General features: G+C 72.9%; 20 protein-coding genes. 7 read left to right on the top strand and 13 right to left on the bottom strand.

All coding sequences use genetic code 11. The features are described from left to right. Positions 1-52 precede the first annotated feature (52 nt). The 4 genes from M3666_RS13195 to M3666_RS13180 all read left to right on the top strand — a co-directional run bounded on the left by M3666_RS13195 (position 53) and on the right by M3666_RS13180 (position 6,638). The gene (locus tag M3666_RS13195) at positions 53-1,567 is read left to right on the top strand and encodes a DUF3375 family protein (protein WP_251155460.1); all 1,515 of its coding nucleotides are present in this window, start codon (positions 53-55) and stop codon (positions 1,565-1,567) included. Beyond that, positions 1,564-2,334, top strand: coding sequence for a DUF4194 domain-containing protein (locus M3666_RS13190; RefSeq protein ID WP_251155459.1), 771 nt, complete (start codon positions 1,564-1,566; stop codon positions 2,332-2,334). Before M3666_RS13195 ends, M3666_RS13190 begins: the two co-directional genes overlap by 4 nt. After that, a complete protein-coding gene (locus tag M3666_RS13185) occupies positions 2,331-5,696 on the top strand; it encodes an ATP-binding protein (RefSeq protein ID WP_251155458.1) in 3,366 nt (1,121 codons plus the stop codon). The genes M3666_RS13190 and M3666_RS13185 overlap by 4 nt, the downstream gene beginning before the upstream one ends. Positions 5,697-6,329: 633 nt before the next feature. Continuing rightward, positions 6,330-6,638 (top strand): hypothetical protein, encoded by a 309-nt coding sequence (locus M3666_RS13180; RefSeq protein ID WP_251155457.1) that lies wholly within the window; start codon positions 6,330-6,332, stop codon positions 6,636-6,638. A gap of 182 nt (positions 6,639-6,820) precedes the next feature. Here M3666_RS13180 and M3666_RS13175 read toward each other — a convergent pair whose 3' ends face one another. Continuing rightward, complete coding sequence (locus tag M3666_RS13175; RefSeq protein ID WP_251155456.1) at positions 6,821-8,284, bottom strand: peptide MFS transporter; 1,464 nt, start codon at positions 8,282-8,284, stop codon at positions 6,821-6,823. A 209-nt stretch (positions 8,285-8,493) separates the two neighbouring features. On the opposite strand from M3666_RS13175, the gene M3666_RS13170 reads away from it, so the two are divergent. The 3 genes from M3666_RS13170 (at position 8,494) to M3666_RS13160 (ending at position 11,816) form a co-directional block, all read left to right on the top strand. Continuing rightward, entirely contained in the window at positions 8,494-10,593 is a 2,100-nt protein-coding gene (locus M3666_RS13170) for an acyl-CoA dehydrogenase (RefSeq protein ID WP_209682695.1), read from the top strand. Between the two features lie 84 nt (positions 10,594-10,677). Further along, positions 10,678-11,256 (top strand): DNA-binding protein, encoded by a 579-nt coding sequence (locus M3666_RS13165; RefSeq protein ID WP_144411299.1) that lies wholly within the window; start codon positions 10,678-10,680, stop codon positions 11,254-11,256. Further along, on the top strand, positions 11,253-11,816 hold the full coding sequence (locus M3666_RS13160) for a hypothetical protein (RefSeq protein ID WP_251155455.1): 564 nt from the start codon (positions 11,253-11,255) through the stop codon (positions 11,814-11,816). Before M3666_RS13165 ends, M3666_RS13160 begins: the two co-directional genes overlap by 4 nt. Positions 11,817-11,930: 114 nt before the next feature. On the opposite strand, the gene csrA is transcribed toward M3666_RS13160, so the two are convergent. The 12 genes from csrA to M3666_RS13100 all read right to left on the bottom strand — a co-directional run bounded on the left by csrA (position 11,931) and on the right by M3666_RS13100 (position 22,378). Continuing rightward, a complete protein-coding gene (gene csrA, locus M3666_RS13155) occupies positions 11,931-12,206 on the bottom strand; it encodes a carbon storage regulator CsrA (RefSeq protein WP_066654202.1) in 276 nt (91 codons plus the stop codon). Between the two features lie 4 nt (positions 12,207-12,210). Next, a complete protein-coding gene (locus M3666_RS13150; protein ID WP_066654200.1) occupies positions 12,211-13,185 on the bottom strand; it encodes a hypothetical protein in 975 nt (324 codons plus the stop codon). Beyond that, positions 13,160-15,214: a flagellar biosynthesis protein FlhA gene (locus M3666_RS13145; protein ID WP_066654198.1), complete on the bottom strand. Its 2,055-nt coding sequence runs from the start codon at positions 15,212-15,214 to the stop codon at positions 13,160-13,162. The genes M3666_RS13150 and M3666_RS13145 overlap by 26 nt, the downstream gene beginning before the upstream one ends. Beyond that, positions 15,211-16,401, bottom strand: a complete 1,191-nt coding sequence (locus M3666_RS13140) for a flagellar biosynthesis protein FlhB (RefSeq protein WP_066654196.1) — start codon at positions 16,399-16,401, stop codon at positions 15,211-15,213. Before M3666_RS13140 ends, M3666_RS13145 begins: the two co-directional genes overlap by 4 nt. 6 nt (positions 16,402-16,407) lie before the next feature. After that, positions 16,408-17,184, bottom strand: coding sequence for a flagellar biosynthetic protein FliR (locus M3666_RS13135; protein ID WP_251155454.1), 777 nt, complete (start codon positions 17,182-17,184; stop codon positions 16,408-16,410). A 2-nt stretch (positions 17,185-17,186) separates the two neighbouring features. Beyond that, positions 17,187-17,459 (bottom strand): flagellar biosynthetic protein FliQ, encoded by a 273-nt coding sequence (locus tag M3666_RS13130; RefSeq protein ID WP_066654192.1) that lies wholly within the window; start codon positions 17,457-17,459, stop codon positions 17,187-17,189. Next, positions 17,459-18,283, bottom strand: a complete 825-nt coding sequence (gene fliP, locus M3666_RS13125) for a flagellar type III secretion system pore protein FliP (protein ID WP_066658197.1) — start codon at positions 18,281-18,283, stop codon at positions 17,459-17,461. Before fliP ends, M3666_RS13130 begins: the two co-directional genes overlap by 1 nt. Continuing rightward, positions 18,280-18,885 (bottom strand): FliO/MopB family protein, encoded by a 606-nt coding sequence (locus tag M3666_RS13120; RefSeq protein WP_209682710.1) that lies wholly within the window; start codon positions 18,883-18,885, stop codon positions 18,280-18,282. The genes fliP and M3666_RS13120 overlap by 4 nt, the downstream gene beginning before the upstream one ends. A 3-nt stretch (positions 18,886-18,888) precedes the next feature. Further along, complete coding sequence (fliN, locus tag M3666_RS13115; RefSeq protein ID WP_066654190.1) at positions 18,889-19,596, bottom strand: flagellar motor switch protein FliN; 708 nt, start codon at positions 19,594-19,596, stop codon at positions 18,889-18,891. Further along, positions 19,593-20,474, bottom strand: coding sequence for a flagellar motor switch protein FliM (locus tag M3666_RS13110; protein WP_251155453.1), 882 nt, complete (start codon positions 20,472-20,474; stop codon positions 19,593-19,595). The genes fliN and M3666_RS13110 overlap by 4 nt, the downstream gene beginning before the upstream one ends. A gap of 153 nt (positions 20,475-20,627) precedes the next feature. Continuing rightward, positions 20,628-21,560 carry a flagellar motor protein MotB gene (locus M3666_RS13105; RefSeq protein WP_066654186.1) on the bottom strand — a complete coding sequence of 311 codons (933 nt, stop codon included), beginning with the start codon at positions 21,558-21,560 and terminating at the stop codon, positions 20,628-20,630. 2 nt (positions 21,561-21,562) lie between these two features. Then, the gene (locus M3666_RS13100) at positions 21,563-22,378 is read right to left on the bottom strand and encodes a motility protein A (RefSeq protein ID WP_066654185.1); all 816 of its coding nucleotides are present in this window, start codon (positions 22,376-22,378) and stop codon (positions 21,563-21,565) included.

Genomic DNA, 22,378 nt, shown 5'->3' with positions numbered 1-22,378 from the left:
TCTTCTCGTTCCTCGGCCCGGACCGTCACGACACACCAGCGAGCAAGGACCCATGACCGACGTCGACCTCGAGTTCTCCCGCGTGCGCGCGGTGCTCGACCGCCCGACCCTCCGGCTGATGTCCCGCCCGACGAGCGCCGCCGTCATCGCGGTGTTCCGCACGGTGTTCGACCGCGACGTCCAGTACGTCCCGGCCGACCGCATGCACCTGCAGGTCGAGGAGCACGTCGCCCGTCTGCAGTCCACCGGTGCCCGCGTCCCCGCGAGCGAACACGGGGAGACTGACAACGACGCCCGCCCGAACGGCCGCGCGCTCTGTCGCGACTGGGTGGCGGCGCAGTGGCTGGTCCGCTCGAACTCCCCCGACGGCGACGAGCAGTACTCGCTGACGAGCCACGCCCTCGAGGCACTGAACCTCGTCGACGCCCTGAGCGCCGACCGGGCGCTCATCAGCGAGAGCCGCCTGGCGATGATCGTCGAGGCCGTGCACCGCTGGGCGGCCAGCGCGGAGCCGGACCCGGACGTGCAGGTCCGTCGCATCGACGCCCAGATCGCGGAGCTGCAGGCCGAACGCGAGCGGATCGCCCGCGGCGAGGTCACCGAGGTCGACGACGCCCGGATGCACGACGGCTACACGAACGTGGCCGACCTCATCCGGCAGCTGCCCAGCGACTTCAAGCGCGTCGAGGAGGCGGTCGCGACGATGCACCGCTCGATCGTCGAGGACTTCCGGCAGGAGGTCCGTCCGATCGGCGAGATCCTCGACGACTACCTGGCCCGGACGGACGACCTCATGCAGGCGACTCCCGAGGGTCGGGCGTTCGAGGGCGCGTTCGAGCTGCTGCGCGACGACGCCCTGCTGCTGCGGCTCCGGGACGACATCGCGACGATCCTCGCGCACCCCTTCGCCGAGTCCCTCGGGGCGGGCGAGCGCCGGGCGTTCCGCAACACGGTGAGCATCCTGCGCCAGGGCATCGAGGACGTGCTCGCCCAGCGACGCCAGCTCACCGCGACGCTCCGCGACCAGATCGTCGCCCACGACGTCGTCCGCGACCGTGAGCTCGACGCGGTGCTCCGCTCGGTGAACCGCGGGCTCGCCGCGTGGATCGACTCGGGGTCCGCCCGCGACCGCGTCCCGCTCGGACTGCTCCCCGCGACCGCCGAGGTCGGCACCCTGCGCGAGCGCTTCTACGACCCCGACAACGAGGCGGTGCCACCGCCCATCGAGGAGCCCGACGACGACGTCTTCGAGGAGCTCGACGTGGAGTCGCTGCGCCGCCACGGCGGACCGCTGCTCGCCGAGCTCCGCGCCGCGCTCCGCAGCGCCCCGGACAGCGTCTCGGCCTTCCACGCGCTGCCGCCCGAGCAGCGCCGTCCGGTCGAGCTCTTCGGCCTCGCGCACCTGCTCACCGGCAACGACGACTTCGAGACCGCCACCCACCTGGTCCCGCACCGCACGGTGCGACCGGACGGCGAGACGGTCACCTTCCGCATGCCCTCGGCGTCCCTGACCGGCGCAGGGGCGGACGACCAGCACGACGACGACAACGGCCTGGAGGCACGGTGAGCGACACCACGACGGCTCCCGTCGACGAGACGGACCCCGAGGGCTCCGACCTCGTCCTCGACGAGCGTCACGACGAGGACGAGGAACGCGACGAGTCGAGCTTCGCCCTCTTCGAGGGCGACGAGGGCCGGCTCGACGAGCCGCAGCGCCGCGCCCTGGTCGCGCTGCTCCGCCACACCTACGTGAGCGCGCGGACGCACGCCGACGAGTGGCGCGCGATCACCGACGGTGAGCACCAGCTCCGGTCGCGGCTGAACGACCTCTTCCTCGAACTGCACGTCGACCGCGACCGCGAGGTCGCCTGGAAGCGCCAGGCACGGTCCGAGAGCCAGCGCCGGGCCTTCCCGACGCTGCTGCGTGACGTGCCGTGGACGCGTGAGGAGACGATCGTCCTCGTCTACCTGCGCATGCGCCTCCGCGCGGACGCCCGGCCGGGCCTCGACCAGGTCGTGGTCGACCGGTCCGAGATCATCGGGCACGTGTCCGGCTTCCTGCCGGCGACCACCGACCGCACCCGCGACGAGTCCCGCGTCGCGAAGGCCGTCGAGCGACTCGTGACCGCACGCATCCTCATCCGCACGACCGACCCCGACCGCTTCCGCGTGGCCAGTGTCGTCGAGGTCCTGCTCCCCCTGGAGCAGCTCCGCGAACTGGACCGGTGGCTCCGCGACGCGACCACCGACGGCGGTGCGCCGACGGACGGAGCCGTGACGGGCCTCCCGGCCGAGCCGACCGACCCCGACGACGAAGGCGAGACGGACGCATGACCGACACCGCGATCGACACCGGCGCCCTGCCGGCGCTCTTCGACACCGTCGCGCAGTGGCGGGCGGAGTCGATGCAGGTCGTCAACTGGGGCGGCTTCCACGGCCACCGTCAGGTCGAGCTGTCCGGGACCGCGACGCTGATCTCGGGCGCCTCCGGCACCGGCAAGTCGACCCTGATGGACGCCTACCTGGCCGTCATGATGCCGTCCGACGTGCCGTTCAACGGCGCCTCGAACGACGCGACCACCGGGCGTGCGCGGAGCGCCGACCAGCGGAACCTGCTCACGTACCTGCGCGGCAAGGTGGACACCCGCCGCGACCCGGAGACGGGCGCCCTGCGCGACGTGAACCTGCGCGGCGACGACCAGACCACCTGGGGCGCCGTCGCCGTGACCTTCCGGAACGACGACGAGCGGCGCTTCACGGTGCTGCGGGCGTACCTCGTGCCGAAGCGGGCGCGGGGCGTCGGCGACATCCAGATGACCATGGCGACGGTCGACGACACGTTCGACCTCCGCCGGCTCGAGGACTTCGTGCCGTCGCGCTTCCACCACCTCGAGCTGACCGGACGTGTGCCGGGGCTCGTCGTGCGGGACACCTACCAGGAGCTCGCGTACACGCTCCAGACCCGGCTCGGGATCGGCGACTCCGGTGGTGGCAACCGGGCCATGCGCCTGCTCGCGCGGATCCAGGCCGGGCAGCACCTGCCCACGGTCGACGCGCTCTACAAGTCGCTCGTGCTCGAGACCCCGGGGACGTACGAGGCGGCCGACCGCGCCCTCGCGCACTTCTCCGCGCTCGACGAGGCGTACGAGGCGATGGACACCGAGGAGCGCAAGGTCCGCATCCTCTCCCCCATCGTCGAGCTGCACGACGAGATCGCCCGGTCGAGAGCCGCGGCGGACGCCCTGGACGGCATCGCCACCGGCGCCGAGGTCTCGCCGTTCGCGCACTGGACGGCATCGCGGAAGCGTGCCCTGCTCGACGCCGAGGTCGAACGCAACGCACGCGAGCGCACCGCAGCCCGGGCCGACGTCGCTGCGACCGAGGCCCGGCACGCCGCCGTCGAGGTCGAGCTCCGCGAGGCGGAGGGACGCCTCCGTGACCAGGGCGGCAACGCCCTCGCGCAGCTCGAGGACCGCATCGACCGCCGGACCCGGGAGCGCGACGCGGTCGCCCGGGCGCGCGCGACCTTCGACGAGCGCACCACCGCGCTCGGGCTGACGCTCACCTCCGAGCGCACGTTCACCGAGGCGCAGGCGGCGTCGCACGCGTTCCTCGGGTCGTACGCGACGGCACGCGCCGAGCTCGACGACCGTCGGGACGCCCTGACGCGCGAGGAGTACCCGCTCCTCGACCGCGAGCGGACCCTGCGCCAGGAGCGCCGCTCCCTCGAGCACCGGCAGGGCGCGATGCCGCTGCCGATGCACGAGGCGCGGTTGGCGATGGCCCGGGCCGCCGGCATCTCCCCCGACGCGCTGCCGTTCGTCGCCGAGCTGCTCGACGTGCTCCCGGCCGAGGAGCACTGGCGGACGGCCATCGAGTCCGTGCTGGCACCCGTCGCGCGCACGCTGCTCGTCGACGAGGACCAGCTGTCGTCCTTCAGCGAGGCGATCGACGCGCTCCAGCTCCCGGTCCGCGTGCAGTTCGAGGGCGTGCCCACCGGCCCGCACCTCGACCTCGACGGCGACCCGGCGATGGTCTCCGGCAAGCTGACCATCAAGGACTCCCCGTTCAGCACCTGGGTCCGCGAACGCATCGAGTCCGACCGCATCGACGCACGGTGCGTCGACTCCGCCGCCGAGCTCGGTGGTGGCGGCCGCCGCGTGACCCCGTCCGGTCAGCTCCGGGACGGCCGTCGCGGCGCGCACGGCGACCGACGCCAGTCGAACGTCATCGGCTTCACGAACGAGGCCCGGATGGCCTCCGTCGAGCGGGAGCTCGCCGCGATCGCGCAGGACCTCGCGACGCTCGAGGCCCGACGCACCGACGTCGCGCAGGACATCGCGACCCTCGACGCCCTGCGCGCCGCACACCAGCAGGTCGTCGACACCACCTGGGACGGCATCGACGTCGCCGGGCTCGACGAGTCCCTGGCGCGGCTCGACGCCGAGCGGCAGGCGCTGCTCGCCGCCGACGACGGACTCCGGACCCTGCGCGAGTCGGTGGCCCGGCTCCGTCGCGCCCTGGACGAAGCCGCCGACCGTCGAGCCGGTGCACGGCTCTCCGTCACGCGGCTCGAGGAACGCCACGCGGTGCTCGTCGACGGCCAGGACGCCGCGGCCGAGATCCTCGCCCGCTTCGAGGACACCCCGGAGTCGCTGCCGGACGACGAGCAGTCCCGGCTGCTCGCCGAGACGTTCGAGGAGGTCGGCGCCCCGGACGGCATCGACGGGTTCGACGACGCCGCGCGCCGACTGCGACGCCGGCTCGAGGAACGGCTCGCCCAGGCGCTCGACGGCGCCGCCGCCGCCTCGACCGCGCTCACGCTGACGTTCCAGCGGTACCAGGACGCCTGGCCCGACCCGAACCTCGGCACCGGTGTCGCGTCGTACCCGGACTACCTTGCGATCCTCGACCAGATCCTCGCGACCGGGTTGCACGCGCGCCGCAGCGAGTGGCGTCGGCGGCTGTCGCAGTGGAGCGGCGAGGACCTCGTCCCGCTCGCCGGTGCCTTCGACCGCGCGGTCGTCGAGATCGAGGAACGGCTCGAACCGGTCAACGAGATCCTGCGCGAGCTGCCGTTCGGTGCGAACCGGGACCGCCTGAAGATCCAGATCCGCCGGGTCACCCGCGAGGACGTCACCGCCTTCCGACGGGAGCTCCGCGCGCTGTCGGCGTCGGTCGACACCGAGCTGACCGACGACGTGCTCGAGACCCGCTTCCGACGCCTGCGTCGGTTCATGGCGGTCATCCGCCCCGACCCGGCCGCAGCACGTGGACGGACGACCCAGCGCGACGCCGTGCTCGACGTCCGCCGTCACATGGAGATCACGGCCGTGCGGTACGACCCCGAGGGCAACGACCTCGGCGTGTACTCCTCGCTCGGGGACAAGTCGGGTGGCGAGACGCAGGAGCTCGTGGCGTTCATCGTCGGTGCGGCGCTGCGCTACCAGCTCGGCGACGAGACCCGGCCGCGGCCCCGGTTCGCGCCGGTGTTCCTCGACGAGGCGTTCATCAAGGCGGACTCGGAGTTCGCCGGGCGTGCCGTGACGGCGTGGCTCCGGCTCGGGTTCCAGCTCGTGGTGAGCGCTCCGCTCGACAAGGTCACCGCACTCGAGCCGTCGATGGAGCGCCTGCTGTCGATGCGGAAGCACCCTGACACGGGCCACTCGTCCGTCACGGAGATCGCCCGGGCGTAGGCGCCGCGGCGCTGCGGCGCTGCGGCGCTGCGGCCGGTCGGCGGCCGGTCGGCCGGCGCGGCAGGCGGGTACTCGGAGGCAGGTCCTGGTCGCACGACCTGCCGCTCACCTCCCGACGCGACGGCAGGTCCTGCCACCGGAGCGGGAGCGGACGGCACGTCGTGCGACCGCGGTGGGCGCCGGCGACGGGTGCGGGTCGGGGCGGTGACCAGGGCTCCATCCGCGAGCGGGCGAGATCTGTCACAGTCGAATCCGGCGGACGACGGATCAAGCCCGCTCGGCGGCCTGCACGCGGCGTGTCCTGCCCACTCGTCGGACGGGAGGCGCGGCGCGGCGCCGCCACGCGCCTCCCGTCCGACGCCGCCGGCGCCGACCCCGCCGCACCGCCGCCGCACCGCCGTCTGCCCGCCACCGGCCCGCCGCCGGCCTGTGCGAGCGGGCGCGAGCGGGCGAGATCTGTCACGGTCTGGGCCGCCGGCCGACAGGTACCGCCCGCTCGGCGGCCTGCGGGCGGCGTGTCCTGCCCGCTCGAGCGGAGGGCGGAGGGCGGAGGGCGGAGGGCAGAAGGCAGGGGGGGCGGAGTGCGGGACCGGCGTCCGCCGATCGCCGTGCGGGGCGCGGTACGGTGGGCGGATGTTCGGACGTCGCGCTCGCAGCCCCCGCCCCGACGACGGAGCGCGCCCGGGCGACCCCGGCGGCCTGGGCATCGGAGCCCTCGTGCAGGTGATCGACCTCGAGCGCGGGGGCGAGGAGTGGGAGGGCGAGCCGATCGGGGTGATCGTCGCTCCGGGAGGGGTGCAGCTCGGTGGGACGCAGCGCACCTGGACCATCGCGTTCGACGAGCCCGCGTACACGAAGGACGGCCGCGGCCCGTTCGAGCGCGCGACCGTCCTGGGTCGTCAGTTGGTGCCGGTCACGCCGGACACCGCGGACGGGGTCTAGTACTCCTCGTTGCCGCTCTTCAGCATGGCGGCGACGGCCATGCACATGCCCACGCCACCGAGCACGCCGATGCCGATGATGACGCCTGCGATGAGTTCGAGCATTGGTGACTCCTTGGGTTGCGGGGCCGGTGTGGCGGTGGCCGTCGTGGCCGTGTCCAGGCTACCGGATGCGGCTCGGGGCTAGCGGATGCCGCGCATGAGGCGCAGGACGGGCTTCGCGCAGACGAGCAGCACGACCCCGACCGCCACGGCGACCAGGCCGAGGACGGTGAAGTACGGGACCTCGTTCGTCGGCGAGTAGTACTGCGAGAGCACCCCGGTGGCCGCCGTGCCGAGGGACACCGAGAGGAAGAAGAGCGCGACCATCTGGGTCTGGAACTTCGGCGGCGCGAGCTTCGTCGCGACGGACTGCCCGACCGGGGAGAGCAGGAGCTCGGCGATCGTGAAGACGAGCAGGATGCCCACGAGCGCGATCAGGGGCGTGCCGTTCTCGCCCGTGCCCGAGAACGGCAGGAAGAGCAGGAACGCGATGCCCATGATCCCGGTGCCGAGCGCGAACTTCGTCGGGGTGGAGGGCTGGCGGTCACCGAGCTTCGTCCAGATCGCGGCGGCGACACCGGACAGCACGATGATGAACACGGGGTTGATCGACTGGACCCACGACACGGGCATCACCCAGTCGCCGAGCGATCGGTCCAGGCGCTGGTCCGAGTACTGGGTCACGACCGTGAACTGCTGCTGGTAGAGCGACCAGAAGACGGCGCTCGCGATGAAGAGCGGGATGAAGGCGAACACCCGGGAACGCTCCTCGGCGGTGATCCCGCTGGTCAGGATCACCACGAAGTACGCGATGGTGGCCACGATGACGATCACGACGACGACCGTCGGCAGGTTCGTCACCGTGAGCAGTCCGGTGAGCACCGAGACCACGACGACCGCGAGCGCGACGACGACGAGCACGGCGACGAGCGGCAGGCGGCGACGCTCGACCGGGTTGGTGACGTGCCGGACCGAGTCGGGGAGCTTCCGACGGCGGATGCCGTACTGCACGAGCCCGGCCGCCATGCCGACCGCGGCGAGCCCGAAGCCGTAGTGGAACCCGAGCGAGGACTGCAGCAGCCCGGTCAACAGCGGACCGAAGAACGCCCCGAGGTTCACCCCGAGGTAGTAGAGCGAGAACCCGGCGTCGCGACGAGGGTCGTCGCGGCCGTACAGCCCGCCGACGATCGTCGTGGCGGTGGCCTTGAGCCCGCCGGAGCCGAGGGCGATGAGCACGAGGCCGACCCCGACGCCCGCGACCCCCGGGATCAGCGCGAGCCCGATGTGGCCGAGCATGACGACGACCGCGCTGGTGAAGAGGGTGCGGTCGGCGCCGATGAGCCGGTCCGCCACCCAGGCGCCGATGATCGTGAACAGGTACACGGCGCCGCCGTACGCGCCCATGATCCCGTTGGCGATGCCCTCGTCGATGCCGAGGCCGCCGCGCGTGACGGTGTAGTACATGTAGATCAGGACGATGCCCTGCATGCCGTAGAACGAGAACCGCTCCCAGAGCTCCACCGCGAAGGGCGTGGACAGCTCGAAGGGCTGCCCGAAGAAGGTGCGTTGCTGCGCCGGAGCGCTGGGTGGGGTGGTGCGAGACATCCGTCCACTGTGCCCCCGGGCACCCCGCTCGTCCGAATCGGAGCGGGGCGCGTACAAACTTCCGCGGGCGGGCCTTGGAGGATTCCCACCACCCGTGTCCGGCCCCGCGGTCTGCCGTTGTGCGCCCGCACGGCGTTCGAGCAACACTCGGCCGAGGTGCCTAACGTGTGGAGTGCAACACGGACAGAGCAGTTCAGGAAGGCTCCCCCATGGTCGACACCGCCCCCGCACGCCCCACCTCGACGACCGAGGCCCCGAACGCCGACGCCACGGGCGACCCGGCGGCCGGCACGCCGACGGGCGGGACGGACACCGACGTCCGCATCGACACCACGTTGCTCGGGGAGCTCCTGCTCGGCCGCTGGGCCGAGGACCGGCGCATCTCACGGCGCCTGTCCCGCGACCCCGGGCTGCACAAGATCGAGGGGCAGCCGATCGCGGAGCACCGGGCCCGCGTCCTCGAGCAGCTCCGGGTGCTCGTCGACGCCGGTGCGATCCAGCGTCCGTACCCGACCGAGTTCGGCGGCCAGGAGAACCACGGCGGGAACCTCGCGGCGTTCGAGGAGCTCACGACGGCGGACCCGTCCCTGCAGATCAAGGCCGGCGTGCAGTGGGGCCTGTTCGGGTCCGCGGTGCACCACCTCGGCACGGAGCGCAACCACCGCGAGTTCCTGCCGGGGATCATCCGCTTCGACGTGCCCGGCTGCTTCGCGATGACCGAGACCGGGCACGGCTCGGACGTGCAGAGCATCGCGACGACGGCGACCTACGACCCGGACACGCAGGAGTTCGTCGTGCACACGCCGTTCCGGGGCGCCTGGAAGGACTACATCGGGAACGCGGCGCTGCACGGGCGGGCGGCCGTCGTGTTCGCGAAGCTCGTGACGCAGGGCGTCGACCACGGTGTGCACGCGTTCTACGTACCGCTGCGCGACGGCGACGGTGCGTTCCTGCCCGGCGTTGGTGGCGAGGACGACGGCGTCAAGGGCGGGCTGAACGGCATCGACAACGGGCGGCTCTGGTTCGACCACGTCCGGGTGCCCCGCACGAACCTGCTCAACCGGTACGGCGACGTGGCCGAGGACGGCACGTACACCTCCCCCATCGCGTCGCCGGGTCGACGGTTCTTCACCATGCTCGGCACCCTCGTGCAGGGTCGGGTCTCGCTCGACGGCGCCGCCGTGGTCGCGCAGAAGGTCGGCCTGCAGATCGCGCTGACCTACGCCGCCGAACGCCGGCAGTTCCCGACGGGCGGCGGCGACGAGGGCGTGCTGCTCGACTACGGCCGTCACCAGCGCCGACTGATCCCCCGGCTCGCGACCGTCTTCGCCCAGTCGTTCGCACACGAGAAGCTGCTGCAGACCTTCGACGACGTCTTCAGCGGGCGCGAGGACACCCCGCAGCGCCGCGAGGACCTCGAGACGCAGGCGGCGGCCTTCAAGGCGATGTCCACCTGGTCGGCGCTCGACACGCTGCAGGAGTGCCGCGAGGCCTGCGGCGGCGCCGGGTTCCTCGCCGAGAACCGGCTGACGAGCCTCCGCGCGGACCTCGACGTCTACGTCACCTTCGAGGGTGACAACACGATCCTGCTGCAGCTCGTGGGCAAGCGCCTGCTCACCGACTTCCGCGCGAAGGCGCCGCGCGACGCCGCCTCGACCGCCCGGTTCGTCGCTGCGCAGGCAGCGTCGAAGCTGGCCGACGCGTCCGGCATCCGTCGACTCGGGCAGACGGTCGTCGACCGGGGATCGCTCGCGGCGAGCGTCACGGACCTGCAGGACCCGCGCACCCAGCGCGCGCTGCTGGCCGGTCGTGTCGACACGATGGTGTCCGAGATCGGGGTGCGCCTCGCCTCGGCCGGCAAGGACCGGGCACGGGCCGCGAAGCTCCTCAACCGCTCGCAGCACGAGCTCATCGAGGCCGCGAAGGCGCACGCCGAGCTCATGCAGTGGGATGCGTTCACCGATGCCATCGAGGCCGTGGCGCCCGGTGACACCCGCCGCGTGCTCGTCTGGCTCCGCGACCTCTTCGCCCTCGGGCTCGTCGAGCAGCACCTCGACTGGCACCTGGTGCACGGACGCCTGTCGGCGCAGCGTGCCCGGGCGGTGTCGGCGTACGTCGACCGGCTCGTGGCCCGGCTCCGCCCGGTCGTGCCGCAGCTCGTCGAGTCGTTCGGCTACGACCCCGAGCTCGTCCGCGCGCCGATCGCCCTGGGCGAGGAGCGCGCGCGGCAGGAGGAGGCGGCAGCGTGGTTCGCCGCCGAGGCCGCTGCGGGACGGCTGCCGGAGCAGGAGAAGAAGCCGCGTCCGTGATCAACCCTGCAGGGTTGATATCGGAAGAATCAACCTTGTAGGGTTGACGGCGGAGGTGCGATGTACGCGGTGACGGTGGACCAGGTGGGCAGTCGTTCGGACGACGACCGGGTCGAGCAGGCCATCGACGTCGTCCGGACCGCGTCCGAGGGGCACGTGGTGCTCCCGCCGGAGCGGACCGCCGGCGACGAGTTCCAGTTCCTGCTCGACGACGCGGAGACCCTGCTCGACGTGGTGTTCGCCCTCGCCCGGACGGACGGCTGGAGCATCGGCATCGGCATCGGTGACGTCGAGGAACCGGTGCCGAGCTCGACCCGGGCCGCGCGCGGCGACGCCTTCGTGCAGGCACGCGCCGCGGTCGACCGCGCGAAGGACGTCCCCGAGCACCTCGCCCTCGAGGTCGCCCCGGGTCGCCGGCTCGGTACCGCGGACGTCGAGCCCCTCGTCGCCCAGACCGTCCGGGCCCGTCGCCGCCGGTCGCGGGAGGGCTGGGAGCTCGCGGACCTCCTCCGCGCCGGCCACTCGCGCACCGAGGCCGCCGAGGTGCTCGGCGTGACCCCGCAGGCGGTGGCGAAGCGCTGGCTGGCGGCCGACCTGCGCTCCGACGACGCCGTGCACGCGGCACTCGCGCGGCTCCTCACCGAAGCGGACACCCCGGCATGACGGTCTGGCTGGTCGGTGCGGTCGTGCTGCTCGCGGTGGCCGCGCTCAGCGCCGTGCACCGCGTCCCGCCACTCGCCCGCGCGGTGCCGGCGGTCGTGGTCGTCGCGGTCGTCCTCGCCGCCGAGCTCCTCGACCTGGCACCCGCCGCACCGACGACCGCGCTCCGCGTGCTCGGCACCACCGCGGTCGTCGCCGTCGGCGTCCTCGCCGGGAGTGCCGTCACGGGGACCGTGCTCGGCTTCGCCATGCGCGACGGCGTCGAGCGGGGTCGGCACGGCGGCATCCTGGTCTCGCGCGCCGACGAACCCGCCGTCGAGCGTCGACGCCCGGAGGTGCTCCGGGGCGGGGCGGCGATCGGGTTCCTCGAACGGTTCGCGGTGATCGGCGCGGTGCTGGTGGGCCGGCTCGAGATCATCGCGGCGGTCGTCGCGGTGAAGGGCCTCGGTCGCTTCTCGGAGCTCGACTCCGCCGAGGCGCGAGAGCGGTTCATCGTCGGGACGCTCACGAGTACGTGCTGGGCCGGACTCGCCGCCTGGACCGCGATCGGCCTGCCGGGCTGACCGCACAGCCACACGGCCGCACAGACGCACCGCCGCACAGACGCACAGCCACAGAGCCGCACGAGCGTGCGCACGAGCCGGCGGACACCGCCCGCCCGGACGCCACCGCGGCACTCAGCCCTGGTCCGACGCCCGTCCCCGGTCGCCGAGCGCAGCGCGCAGTCGCGCCTCGGCGTCGTCGGCGCCCTCGGCACCGGACGCAGCGGCCGCCGCAGCCGCCTCCGCGTTCGCCTCGATCACGGCGCGCACGACCTCCTCGCGCTGGATCTTGACCCCGCGCGGTGCGTCGATGCCGATCCGGACGCCGTCGCCGCGGCTGTCGAGGACCGTGATGACGACGTCGTCACCGACGAGGATCCGCTCGCCGACCTTCCGCGTGAGTACCAGCACCCCGTCAGCCTAGCGACACCACCGGCAGGCCCAGCTGGTGGACGGACTCCGGCGTGGCGGTCTCCCCCGCACCGATGGCCACCACACCCGCGACGGGTACCCGCCCGGCGACCGCGGCCACGACGGCCCGGGCGTCCTCGGTCTTCCGACCGACGTCGACCACGACCCACACCTGGTCGGCGGCGAGTCCCTCGATCGTCGCCGCGTCGTCCCACGCGGAGACGCCCAGCAGCGCGTGGCCGTTCCGCACGCCCTCGGCGCGCGCGAGGATCCCCGCCCGACGGTCGGCCGCGTCGGTCGGGCGCAGTGCGTACCGTCCGGCGAACACGCCCGCCGCCGCATCGACGTCGGTGGCACGTCCGACGAGCAGCACGAGGTCGCCGTCGGCCGACCGCACGGCCGGCACCGGCAGCACCGGACCGACGGACGCCGGGGCGGACACCGCGGTGACCGGCGGGACGACGGGAGCCGGTCCCGCGACCGGCAGCGGGCCTCCCGGGCGACCGTGGTCCTCGTCCGTGCCCGGCACGGCCGGCGACGGGCCGTCCTGGAGGCGCGGCGCGGCCGGGTCGACCCGACCCACGTCCGTCCCGGGGCGGCCGGGACGCGGGGCGGCCGCGGCGATCCCGTCGGCCGCGAAGCCGTCGAGCACCGAGGCGAACGCGTCCGCCCGTGTCGACGCGGTGCCGTCGCCTGCGGCGATGCGGGCCTCGGCAGCCTCGGCGTCGGCGAGGAGCGCGGCGATCCCGATGCGGGTGGCCGGGCCGTCGGCGATCGCCACCCGGGCGGTCGGCGGGTCGAGCGGGTCCGGCACCTCGACGACGGCCTCGACGTGGGTGCGGCGGAAGAGCCCACCGATGCCGGGCGTGGACACGCGTTCGGCCGAGACGATCCGGGCTCCCGCACCGAACTCGGTGCGGAGGGCGTCGCGGACCGCCTCGAGCGTCGGGCCGCTACGCAGCGATCGGGTCGGCGGCACGGACCACTCCCACGGTCTCGATGGTGGAGCCCGCGGCGGTGGCCTCCTGGTAGGACAGCACGGGCAGGCCGTTCGCCTGCGCGGACACCATGCGGTGCACGGCCGGTCGGAGCTGCGGGGCGCAGACGAGCACGGCGGACAGGCCCTGCTCCTCGACGCTGCGCACGGCGTCGCGCAGGGACCCGAGGACCTGCTCGATGCGGTGGGCGTCGAGCACGATCTGGGTGCCCTGCTCGGACGGGCGGAGCCCCTCGAGCATCGACTGCTCGAGCAGCGGGTCGATCATGATGACGCGGAGCGTGCCGGCCTCGGCGTGGCGGGCGGGCAGGGCTGGGCCGAGGGCTGCGCGGGCGGCCTCGACCAGGCCCTCGGGGTCGGTCGACACCTTCGCGCGGAGCGTCAGCGCCTCGCAGATGCGGCCGAGGTCGTTTATCGGCACGCGCTCGGCGAGCAGGCCCTGGAGCACGCGCTGCACCTCGGCCAGGGACAGCATGCCGGGCACGAGCTCCTCGACCGCCGCGGGGTTCACCTGCTTGACACCCTCGGTGAGCACCTTGACGTCCTCGCGGGTGAGCAGCCGGGCCGCGTTGTCGCCGATCACGGCCTGCAGGTGCGTGACGAGCACGGAGACCCGGTCGATGACGGTCGCGCCGGTCATCTCGGCCGCGTGCCGGAGCTCGGCGGGGACCCACTTGCCGGCCAGACCGAACACCGGCTCGACCGTCGTGGTGCCCGGGAGCCCGTCGAGCTGGTCGCCGAGTGCGAGCACGCTGCGGGACGGGGCGGTCCCGCGACCGGCCTCGACCCCGGCGATGCGGATCGCGTAGGTCGACGGGGGCAGCTCGATGCTGTCCCGGGTGCGGACGGGCGGCACGACGATGCCCATGTCGACGGCGATCTTCCGACGGAGCGCGCGCACGCGACCGAGCAGGTCGTCGGACGACCCGGACACCATGTCGACCAGGTCCGGTGCGAGCAGGATCTCGAGGGCGTGGACACGCATCTGCTCGAGCAGGTCCTCGGGGCTGTCCGCCGAGGGGGCCGCGGCCTCGAGTGCCTGCTGCTGCTCGGCCGCTGCCGCCTGCTGCGCCGCCTGCCGCGAGAGCCGCCAGCCGGCGAACAGCAGCCCGGCGCCGATGAGCAGGAACGGCACGATGGGCATGCCGGGGATGAACCCCATCGCGATCGCAGCGACCCCGGCGATCACCAGCGCGTTCCGCGACTGCGTCAGCTGCGTCGTCGCCGACGCGCCGATCTCGGTCTCCGCACCCGACCGGGTCACGATCATGCCGGTCGACACGGCCATGAGCAGTGCGGGGATCTGCGAGACCAGGCCGTCGCCGATGGTCAGGATGCCGTACTTCGACAGCGCGTCGGTGACGGAGAGCCCGTTCTGCAGCATGCCGATCGCGACGCCACCGAGCATGTTGATGACGAGGATCAGGATGCCGGCGATCGCGTCGCCCTTGACGAACTTCGACGCGCCGTCCATCGCCCCGTAGAAGTCGGCCTCGGCGGAGACCGCCGCACGGCGTTCCTTCGCCTCGGCATCGGTGATGAGTCCGGCGTTCAGGTCGGCGTCGATCGCCATCTGCTTGCCGGGCATCGCGTCGAGGGTGAAGCGGGCGCCGACCTCGGCGACGCGCTCGGCACCCTTCGTCACGACGACGAACTGGATGACGACGAGGATGAGGAAGACGACGGCGCCGATGATGATCGAGCCGGACACCGCGACGTGCCCGAAGGCCTGGATGACGTCGCCCGCGAAGCCCTCGCCGAGCACCAGTCGCGTCGAGGCGACGTTGAGGCCGAGGCGGAACAGCGTCGCGACGAGGAGCAGCGACGGGAACACCGAGAAGTCGAGCGGCTTCTTCACGAACAGCGTCGTGAGCAGGATCACCAGCGCCAGCAGGATGTTCAGGATGATGAGCACGTCGAGCAGGAACGACGGCACCGGCAGGATCAGCAGCAGGACGATGCCGACGATGAAGACCGGGACGGCGAGCTTGGGCAGGTCCTTGCGGTTCATGCGGGTGCCCCTTCGGTGGTGGACGGACGAGTGCGGAGGCGCCGTGGTCGGGCGTCGCCGGTGAGCGTGGTGGGGTCGAGGACGGTCGCGACCTCGTCGGCCGTGGTCGGCGTCGGCGCGGCGTGCGTCCCGGCGGCGGCGCCGCGGGCCTTGAGCGCCATGACGAACGAGAGCACCCGGGCGACCGGCGTGTAGAGGTCGACCGGGACCTCCTGCCCGAGCTCGCACGCCGCGTGCAGCGCCCGGGTGAGCGGGACGTCGCGGACGATCGGCACGCGCGACTCCTCGGCGGTCGACCGGATGACGTCGGCGACCGGCCCGGCACCCTTCGCGACGACACGGGGTGCGGACTTCCCGGGCTCGTAGCGGAGCGCGACCGCGTAGTGCGTGGGGTTGGTCATGACGACGTCGGCGTCCCCGACCGCGGCGATCATCCGGTTCCGGCTCATCGCGAGCTGTCGGGACCGGCGCTGGCCCTTCACGAGCGGGTCGCCGTCGGTGCGCTTCGACTCGTCCTTGACCTCCTGCTTGGTCATCATCGTGCGCTTGCGGTTGCGGCGCACGACGACGAGCACGTCGACCGCGGCGAGCACCAGACCCGCGGCGACGGCGGCACGGAGCAGGGTCCCGGTGCCCTCCTCCGCCGCGTCGAGCACGGACGACAGCGGCAGCGAACCGCTCGTCATGAGGACGGGGACGAGCGACTGCACGGCGAACCACAGGACGAGCCCGACGACGGCGGTCTTCAGCAGTGCCTTCACGCCGTTCCAGAGCGCCTGGACGCCGAAGACCCGCTTGAACCCGGCGACCGGGTCGAAGTGGTCCGGCTGCGGGGCCATCCGCCGGAAGTGCACGCCGCCCTGCGCGACGGAGACCGCCGCGACGGCGACCGCGACGACGGCGAGCATCGGGCCGACGGTGCCGGCCACGGAGCCGAGCGCCTCGGACAGTGCCTGCCGGACCGCGGGGACGGTCGGGTCCGCGATGACGCGCTGCACGGCGTGGAGCTGCTGCTCCCCCGCACCCGCGGCGTTCCCGATCGCGGCGGGCATGACCAGCGCGGCCGTCGCGATGCCGACCCAGGCGCCGAGGTCCTGCGAGCGGCCGAGCTGCCCCTTGCGGTGCACCTCCTGCATCCGCTTCTGGGTGGCCTTCTCGGAGCGTTCGCCGCTCCCTCCGTCGGACACGTCGCCTCACCCCCGCCCGGTGATCGCGGCGACGGCGTCGCCGGTCAGGGACGACACGACGGCCGGCAGCGCCATGAAGAGCGCACCGGCGAACACGACGGTCAGCCCGATCTTGATCGGGAAGCCCATCTGGAACGCGTTGAGCGCCGGGGCGACGCGCGTGAGCAGCCCGAGGCCGACGTCGGCCAGGAACAGGACGACGACGAGCGGCCCCGCGATCTGCAGTGCGGCGAGGAACATCTGCCCGGCCGCCGCGACGAGCACCGAGGCGAAGCCGCCGACGGCGAAGGTGCCCGGCGAACCGTCGGCCGTGACGAGCGGCACCGCGTCGAACGACCGCACGAGCCCCGCGACGATGAGCTGGTACCCGCCGCTGGCGAAGAGCAGCGCGAGCGACGCCATCTGGAACAGCCGGGTGAACTGCGCGCCGTTGACCTGGGACTGCGGGTCGTACGCCTGGGCGAGGGTGAAGCCGCCGAACAGGTCGATGAGCCCGCCGGCGGACTGCACCGCGGCGAACACGAGGTAGACGAGGAAGCCGAGGCCCAGCCCGACGACCAGCTGGGTGAGCAGGGCGAGCAGGAACCCACCCGTGTCGAGCGCGGTGTACCCGAGGCCGACCCGCGGTGCGACACCGATCGCCAGACCGAGCCCGAGGATCACCTTCACCGTGCCGGGGAACGCCTTGTAGGCGAACGGCGGCGCGATCACGAGGAAGGCGACGAGCCGGACCCCGGCGAGCATGGTGGCTTCGAGCCGGTCGGCGTCGATGGCGAGGTCCACGGCTACGTCCCGAGGAGCTTCGGGATCATGTCGAACGCGACGTGGGTGAACGCGACCATCTCGGCGATCATCCAGTTGCCGCAGACGACGAGCGCGATCGCGACGGCGACCGCCTTCGGCACGAACGAGAGCGTGACCTCCTGGATCTGCGTCACCGACTGGAAGAGCGAGATCGCGAAGCCGACCACGAGCGAGGTCACGAGCACGGGGGCCGCGAGCTTGCCGGCCACCAGGAGTGCCTGGAGGGTCAGGTCGATGACCGCCTGCTGGTTCATCAGCGCACCACCTGGTAGCTCTCGATGAGGGACGTGATGATGAGCCCCCAGCCGTCGACGAGGACGAACAGCAGGATCTTGAAGGGCAGCGAGATCATCACCGGCGGCAGCATCATCATGCCCATCGACATGAGCGCGGCGGAGACGACGAGGTCGATGACCAGGAACGGGATGAAGATGACGAAGCCGATGATGAAGGCGCTCCGCAGCTCCGAGATGACGAACGCCGGGATCACGGTCGTCATGGGCACGGCGTCGAGGTCCGTCGGGTTCGCCTGACCGGCGGCGCGCGTGATGAGCGCGACGTCCTCCTCGCGCGTCTGGTGCAGCATGAACGTCCGCAGTGGCTTCGTGCCCACCTCGACCGCCTTCGCGAAGTCGATGTGGCCGGCGAGGTAGGGCTGCAGGGCGTCGTCGTTGATGTGCCCGAGCACCGGGGCCATCACGAACAGGGACAGGAAGAGCGCGAGCCCGGCGATGACCTGGTTCGGCGGGATCCCCTGCAGCCCGAGGGCGTTCCGGGTCATGGCGAGCACCACGAAGATCTTCGTGAACGACGTCATCATGAGCAGCAGGGCCGGCGCGACGCTGAGCAGCGTGATGCCGAGGAGCGTGACGATCGCCGAGGACGGCGCACCGTCGGGCCCGTTCACGCTGACGCTGAAGTCACCGCTCGCGGGTGCCGTCGGAGCCGCCGGCGCGGTCGGCTCGGTGACGCCGACGGCGTGCGCGCCGGTGGTGGTCAGGAGGACGAGACCGGCGACCGTCGCCAGTCCCAGGACGACGAGGGTGGCGGTGCGGCCGGTCCGGAGCGCGGCCGTCACCCGGCCCGCCGGCCTCGGAGCGCGGCGGCGGCCTGCCGCCACGTGTCCGCGGAGAGCACGGAGCCCTGGAGCTGCTGCGCGGTCGGCACGACGGTCCGGGCCGGACGACGCGCGGGACCGCGGGGACGCATCGGGAGCACGGGCGCGGCGTCGGCCGGGAGGCCCGTGGCGGCGTGGTCCTGTCGCTCGAGTTCCGCACGGAACGCGTCGGCGGACGGGGCCGCCACCGTGGTCGGCCCGGCGGAGGTCGGCTCGGCGGGCTCGGGTGCCGACGCGACGGCGCGCGGGGCGGTCGGCAGTGCGACCGGCCCGGCGACGACGGTGAGCTCCGGCGCGGGGGTCGGACCACTCCGGAGCAGCGAGACGCTCTGCTCGGACACGCCGAGCACGAGACGCTCCCCCTCGACGTCGACGACGACGACGCTCGCCTTGCCGCCGATGCCCTGTCGACCGACGACCTCGACCGCGGCGGACCGGCGTCCCCGGGCCTTCACCGCGGCTCCGAGACCGCCCTTCGTCGCACGGCGGTGCAGCACCCACATCAGCGCGAGCACGACGCCGAGCGACACGGCGACCCGGAGCGCCATCCAGAGGGTGTCCACGGATCAGACCGCTTCGGCGACGTCGAGGATCCTGGTGATGCGGACGGCGTAGTCCTGGTCGACGACGACGACCTCGCCGTGGGCGATCAACCGGCCGTTGAGCAGCACGTCAGCGGGGGCACCGGCGCTGCGGTCGAGCTCGACCACGGCGCCGGGTTCCATGCCGAGCACGTCGCGCACCGACATCCGGGTCCGACCGATCTCGACGGTCAGCGTCATCTCGACGTTGTTGATGCGACCGAGGTTCCCGGCGGGGACGGCGCCGGCGGCGAGCGGTGCCGAGACCGTGCCGTTCTCACGGACGCGCAGCGCGAACCAGCCGCCGGGGACCCCGCCCGCGGTGAGCTCGAAGACGACCGTCTCCGGGTCGGCGAACAGCGAGGCCGCCGACTCGCGACGGGCGTCCCCGAGCACACCGACGCCGAGCACGGAGGCAGCGGCCTCGAGCGACGGGCGGAGCACGTCGGTGACGTCGACCAGGCCGGCGTCGGCGCCGCCCGCGGCGACGACCGCGCCGAGGTCGGTGAGGACCAGCGCGAGGTCCGCGGAGAGTCCGCCGACGAAGGACGCGACCACACCGTCGACGGCGGCCTCGAGGACGACCGGGGTCGCGCCTCCCGGCAGCGGCACGGCGGTCAGGGGTGCCGCCGTCGGGAGCTGCGCCGCGAGCGACTCGGCCGCGGTGGCGTGGAGGGTGGTGGTGGCGCTCATGCGTGCTGCTCCGGATCGGTGGTGGTGACGACGATGCCGGCCAGGCGCGAGCCGTTGGCGCCGACGGCGGCGGTACCGACGGGTTCGCCGTCGACCGCGATGGTCAGGGGGCGGTGCTGCGGGTGCGGCAGCGGCAGGACGTCGCCGACGGCCAGCCGGAGCACCTGCGTGGGCAGCACGGCGGCGGGCGCGAAGTGCAGGCTGACGCCGACCGGGACGTTCGCGAGCTGCGCGTCGAGCAGGGCGCGGGCGTCGGCGGCCGAGACGCTCGTGGTGTCCTCGCCGAGCTGCGGCAGCACGGCCTCCGCCGGCAGGGCGAGCGTGCCGGGTGCGACGCGGTCGCCGACCCGGATCGAGAACGCGGCGACGATCATCAGGTCGCCCTTCTGCGCGGCCTGGGCGAACTGGCTGTTGAACTGGAAGCCGCCGGTGGTGACCTCGTGCGCGAGGAGCCCGCCGAACGAGTAGCGGAGGTCGTCGAGGGCGTCCTCGACGATCTTCCGCACCAGGGCCTGCTCGATCGGCGTGAAGGTGCGCTCCGGTGTCGGCAGCGGCTTCGACGCGCCGAGGGCGTGCGACACCCACGTCAGGGCCGCGTCGAGCGGGACCTGCAGCACGCCCTTCGGCGCGGTGTCGGCGATCGGCAGCAGCACCATGCCGGTGAGGGCGGGCAGGGACGCGGCGTACTCGTCGTACGTCGTCATCGAGACCTGCTCGCAGGTCACCTGGCTGACGGCACGCACCTTCGCGGTGAGCTGCGTGCCCCACTGCCGCGCGAACGTCTCGAAGGCGAGCTCGAGCACCCGTGCGTGCTCGCGGGCGAGCGTCGACGGGCGCGCGAAGTCGTACACCTCGGGCGCGGGCAGGGTCTCGGTCACGGGTGCGTCTGTCGACCGGCGACGGGCAGGCGTCAGCGCTGTGCCCCGTTCTGGGGCGGCGGCGGACCCGGCGTCGGGCCGATCCGTGGCCGCTCGTCGGCGCGCGTCCTGCGGTCCGTTCCGCGCTGTGGTGCGGGCCCTGCCCGCCGGGGTCTACCCCTGTCGTGCTCCGTCCTGCGCCGTGGCGAGGGCGGGCATCAGCTCGCTGACGTCCTGGTCCTGGTTCGACAGCACGACGATGTCGACCCGGCGGTTGAGGGTGTTGTCCGCGTCGCTGGCGCCCTTCGCGAGCGGGCGGCTCGACCCGAAGCCGACGCTCTGCACGTGGTCCGCCGGCATCCCGCCCCGTTCGACCAGGTCGCGGAGCACCCCGGTCGCACGTGCGGCGCTGAGCTCCCAGTTCGTCGCGTACGGGGCGGTCGAGTTCCGCTGGTCGGCGTGGCCCTCGACGCTGACGTCGTGTCCGCTGGTCTTCAGGACCGGCGCGATCGCGTCCATGATGCGGCGGGCCTGGTCGGACAGGTCGGCGCTGTTCGTCGCGAAGTAGGTCTCGCTCCCGACGAGCCGGACCGTCAGGCCGCGGTCGTCGACGGCGAACTGCACCTTCGACGACTCCCCCGCCTGCTCGAGGTTGCCCTGGATGGCCGCCTCGATCGCCTTGAGGTCGTCGAGCTCCCGCTGGGCCGCCGCCAGGTCGGCCTTCGACGCGACCGGCGGCACCGCCGTCGACGCCGGGTCGACGTTCGTGTCGTCGGCGCCGGACGCGGCGGTCGAGTGGTCGGCGTCGGACTTGTCCGTCGCGTACCCCTTGCCGTCCTTCGTCACCTGGGACTTCGACACGATCGTGCCCGAGGCGGTGTCGACCTTGCCGGACTTCACCTCGCCGAACCCCGTCGCGAGCGAGTTCTTCAGCGCGATGTACTTCTCCTGGTCGACCGACGACATGGCGAAGAGCACGAGGAACATGCACATGAGCACCGTGATCATGTCCATGTACGACGCCATCCAGCGCTCGTCCGGGTGCTCGGCCTCGTCGTGGCCGCCCTTCTTCCGGCCGCGCCCGCGCCCGCGGGGGTTCGCGCTCACGGTCAGGCCGCCAGCTGCTGGTCGTCGGCGGTGGCCTTCGCGGTCTTCCCGTCCTTGCCGCCGGCACCGCGCGCTGCGGGCGGGACCATCGCGGTGAGGCGCTCACCGAGCAGTCGGGGTTGGCTGCCGGCCTGCACGGCGAGCAGGCCCTCCATCAGCAGGGTCTGCCGGTCGGCCTCGAGCTGCGCGAGCTTCCGGAGCTTGCCGCCGAAGGGCAGCCAGAGGAAGTTCGCGGTGAGCAGGCCCCAGAGCGTCGCGACGAACGCGCTCGCGATGAGCGGGCCGAGCTCGTCGGGCTTGCCGAGGTTCGCCAGCACGTGGGTCAGGGACACCACGGTGCCGATGATGCCGACGGTCGGGGCGAAGCCGCCCAGGCCCATGAAGAACGCACTGGCGCTCCGCATCGGTGCGGCGTTCGACTCGATCTCGTCCTCGAGCAGGATCCGGAGCTCGTCGCCGTCGGTGCCGTCCGCGATGTTCTGCAGGGCCTTCTTCATGAACGGGTCGTCGTGCTTGTCGGCCTCCTGCTCGAGCGCGAGCAGGCCGTTGGCGCGGGCCGTCTCGGCCAACCCGACCACGTCGTCGATGACCGTCTGCGGTGGGGTGACCTTGCCGGTGAACGCCTTCGGGACGGTCTTGAACGCGGCGAGGGCGTCCTTCATGGTGGTGCTCGCGACGCCGCAGCCGATGGTGGCGACGAAGACGAGGAGCATCGGCGCGGGCAGGAAGAGTCCCGCCATCTCGACGTGCTCCATCTGCGCCATCCCGAACAGGGCGCCGAAGGCGAGCAGGATGCCGACGATCGTTGCGATGTCCAC

This window comes from Curtobacterium sp. ODYSSEY 48 V2 (genome assembly GCF_023712625.1).
Classification (GTDB): Bacteria; Actinomycetota; Actinomycetes; order Actinomycetales; family Microbacteriaceae; genus Curtobacterium.
Note: the sequence above shows the minus strand (reverse complement) of the source record. Positions and strands in the feature narration are given on the sequence as shown.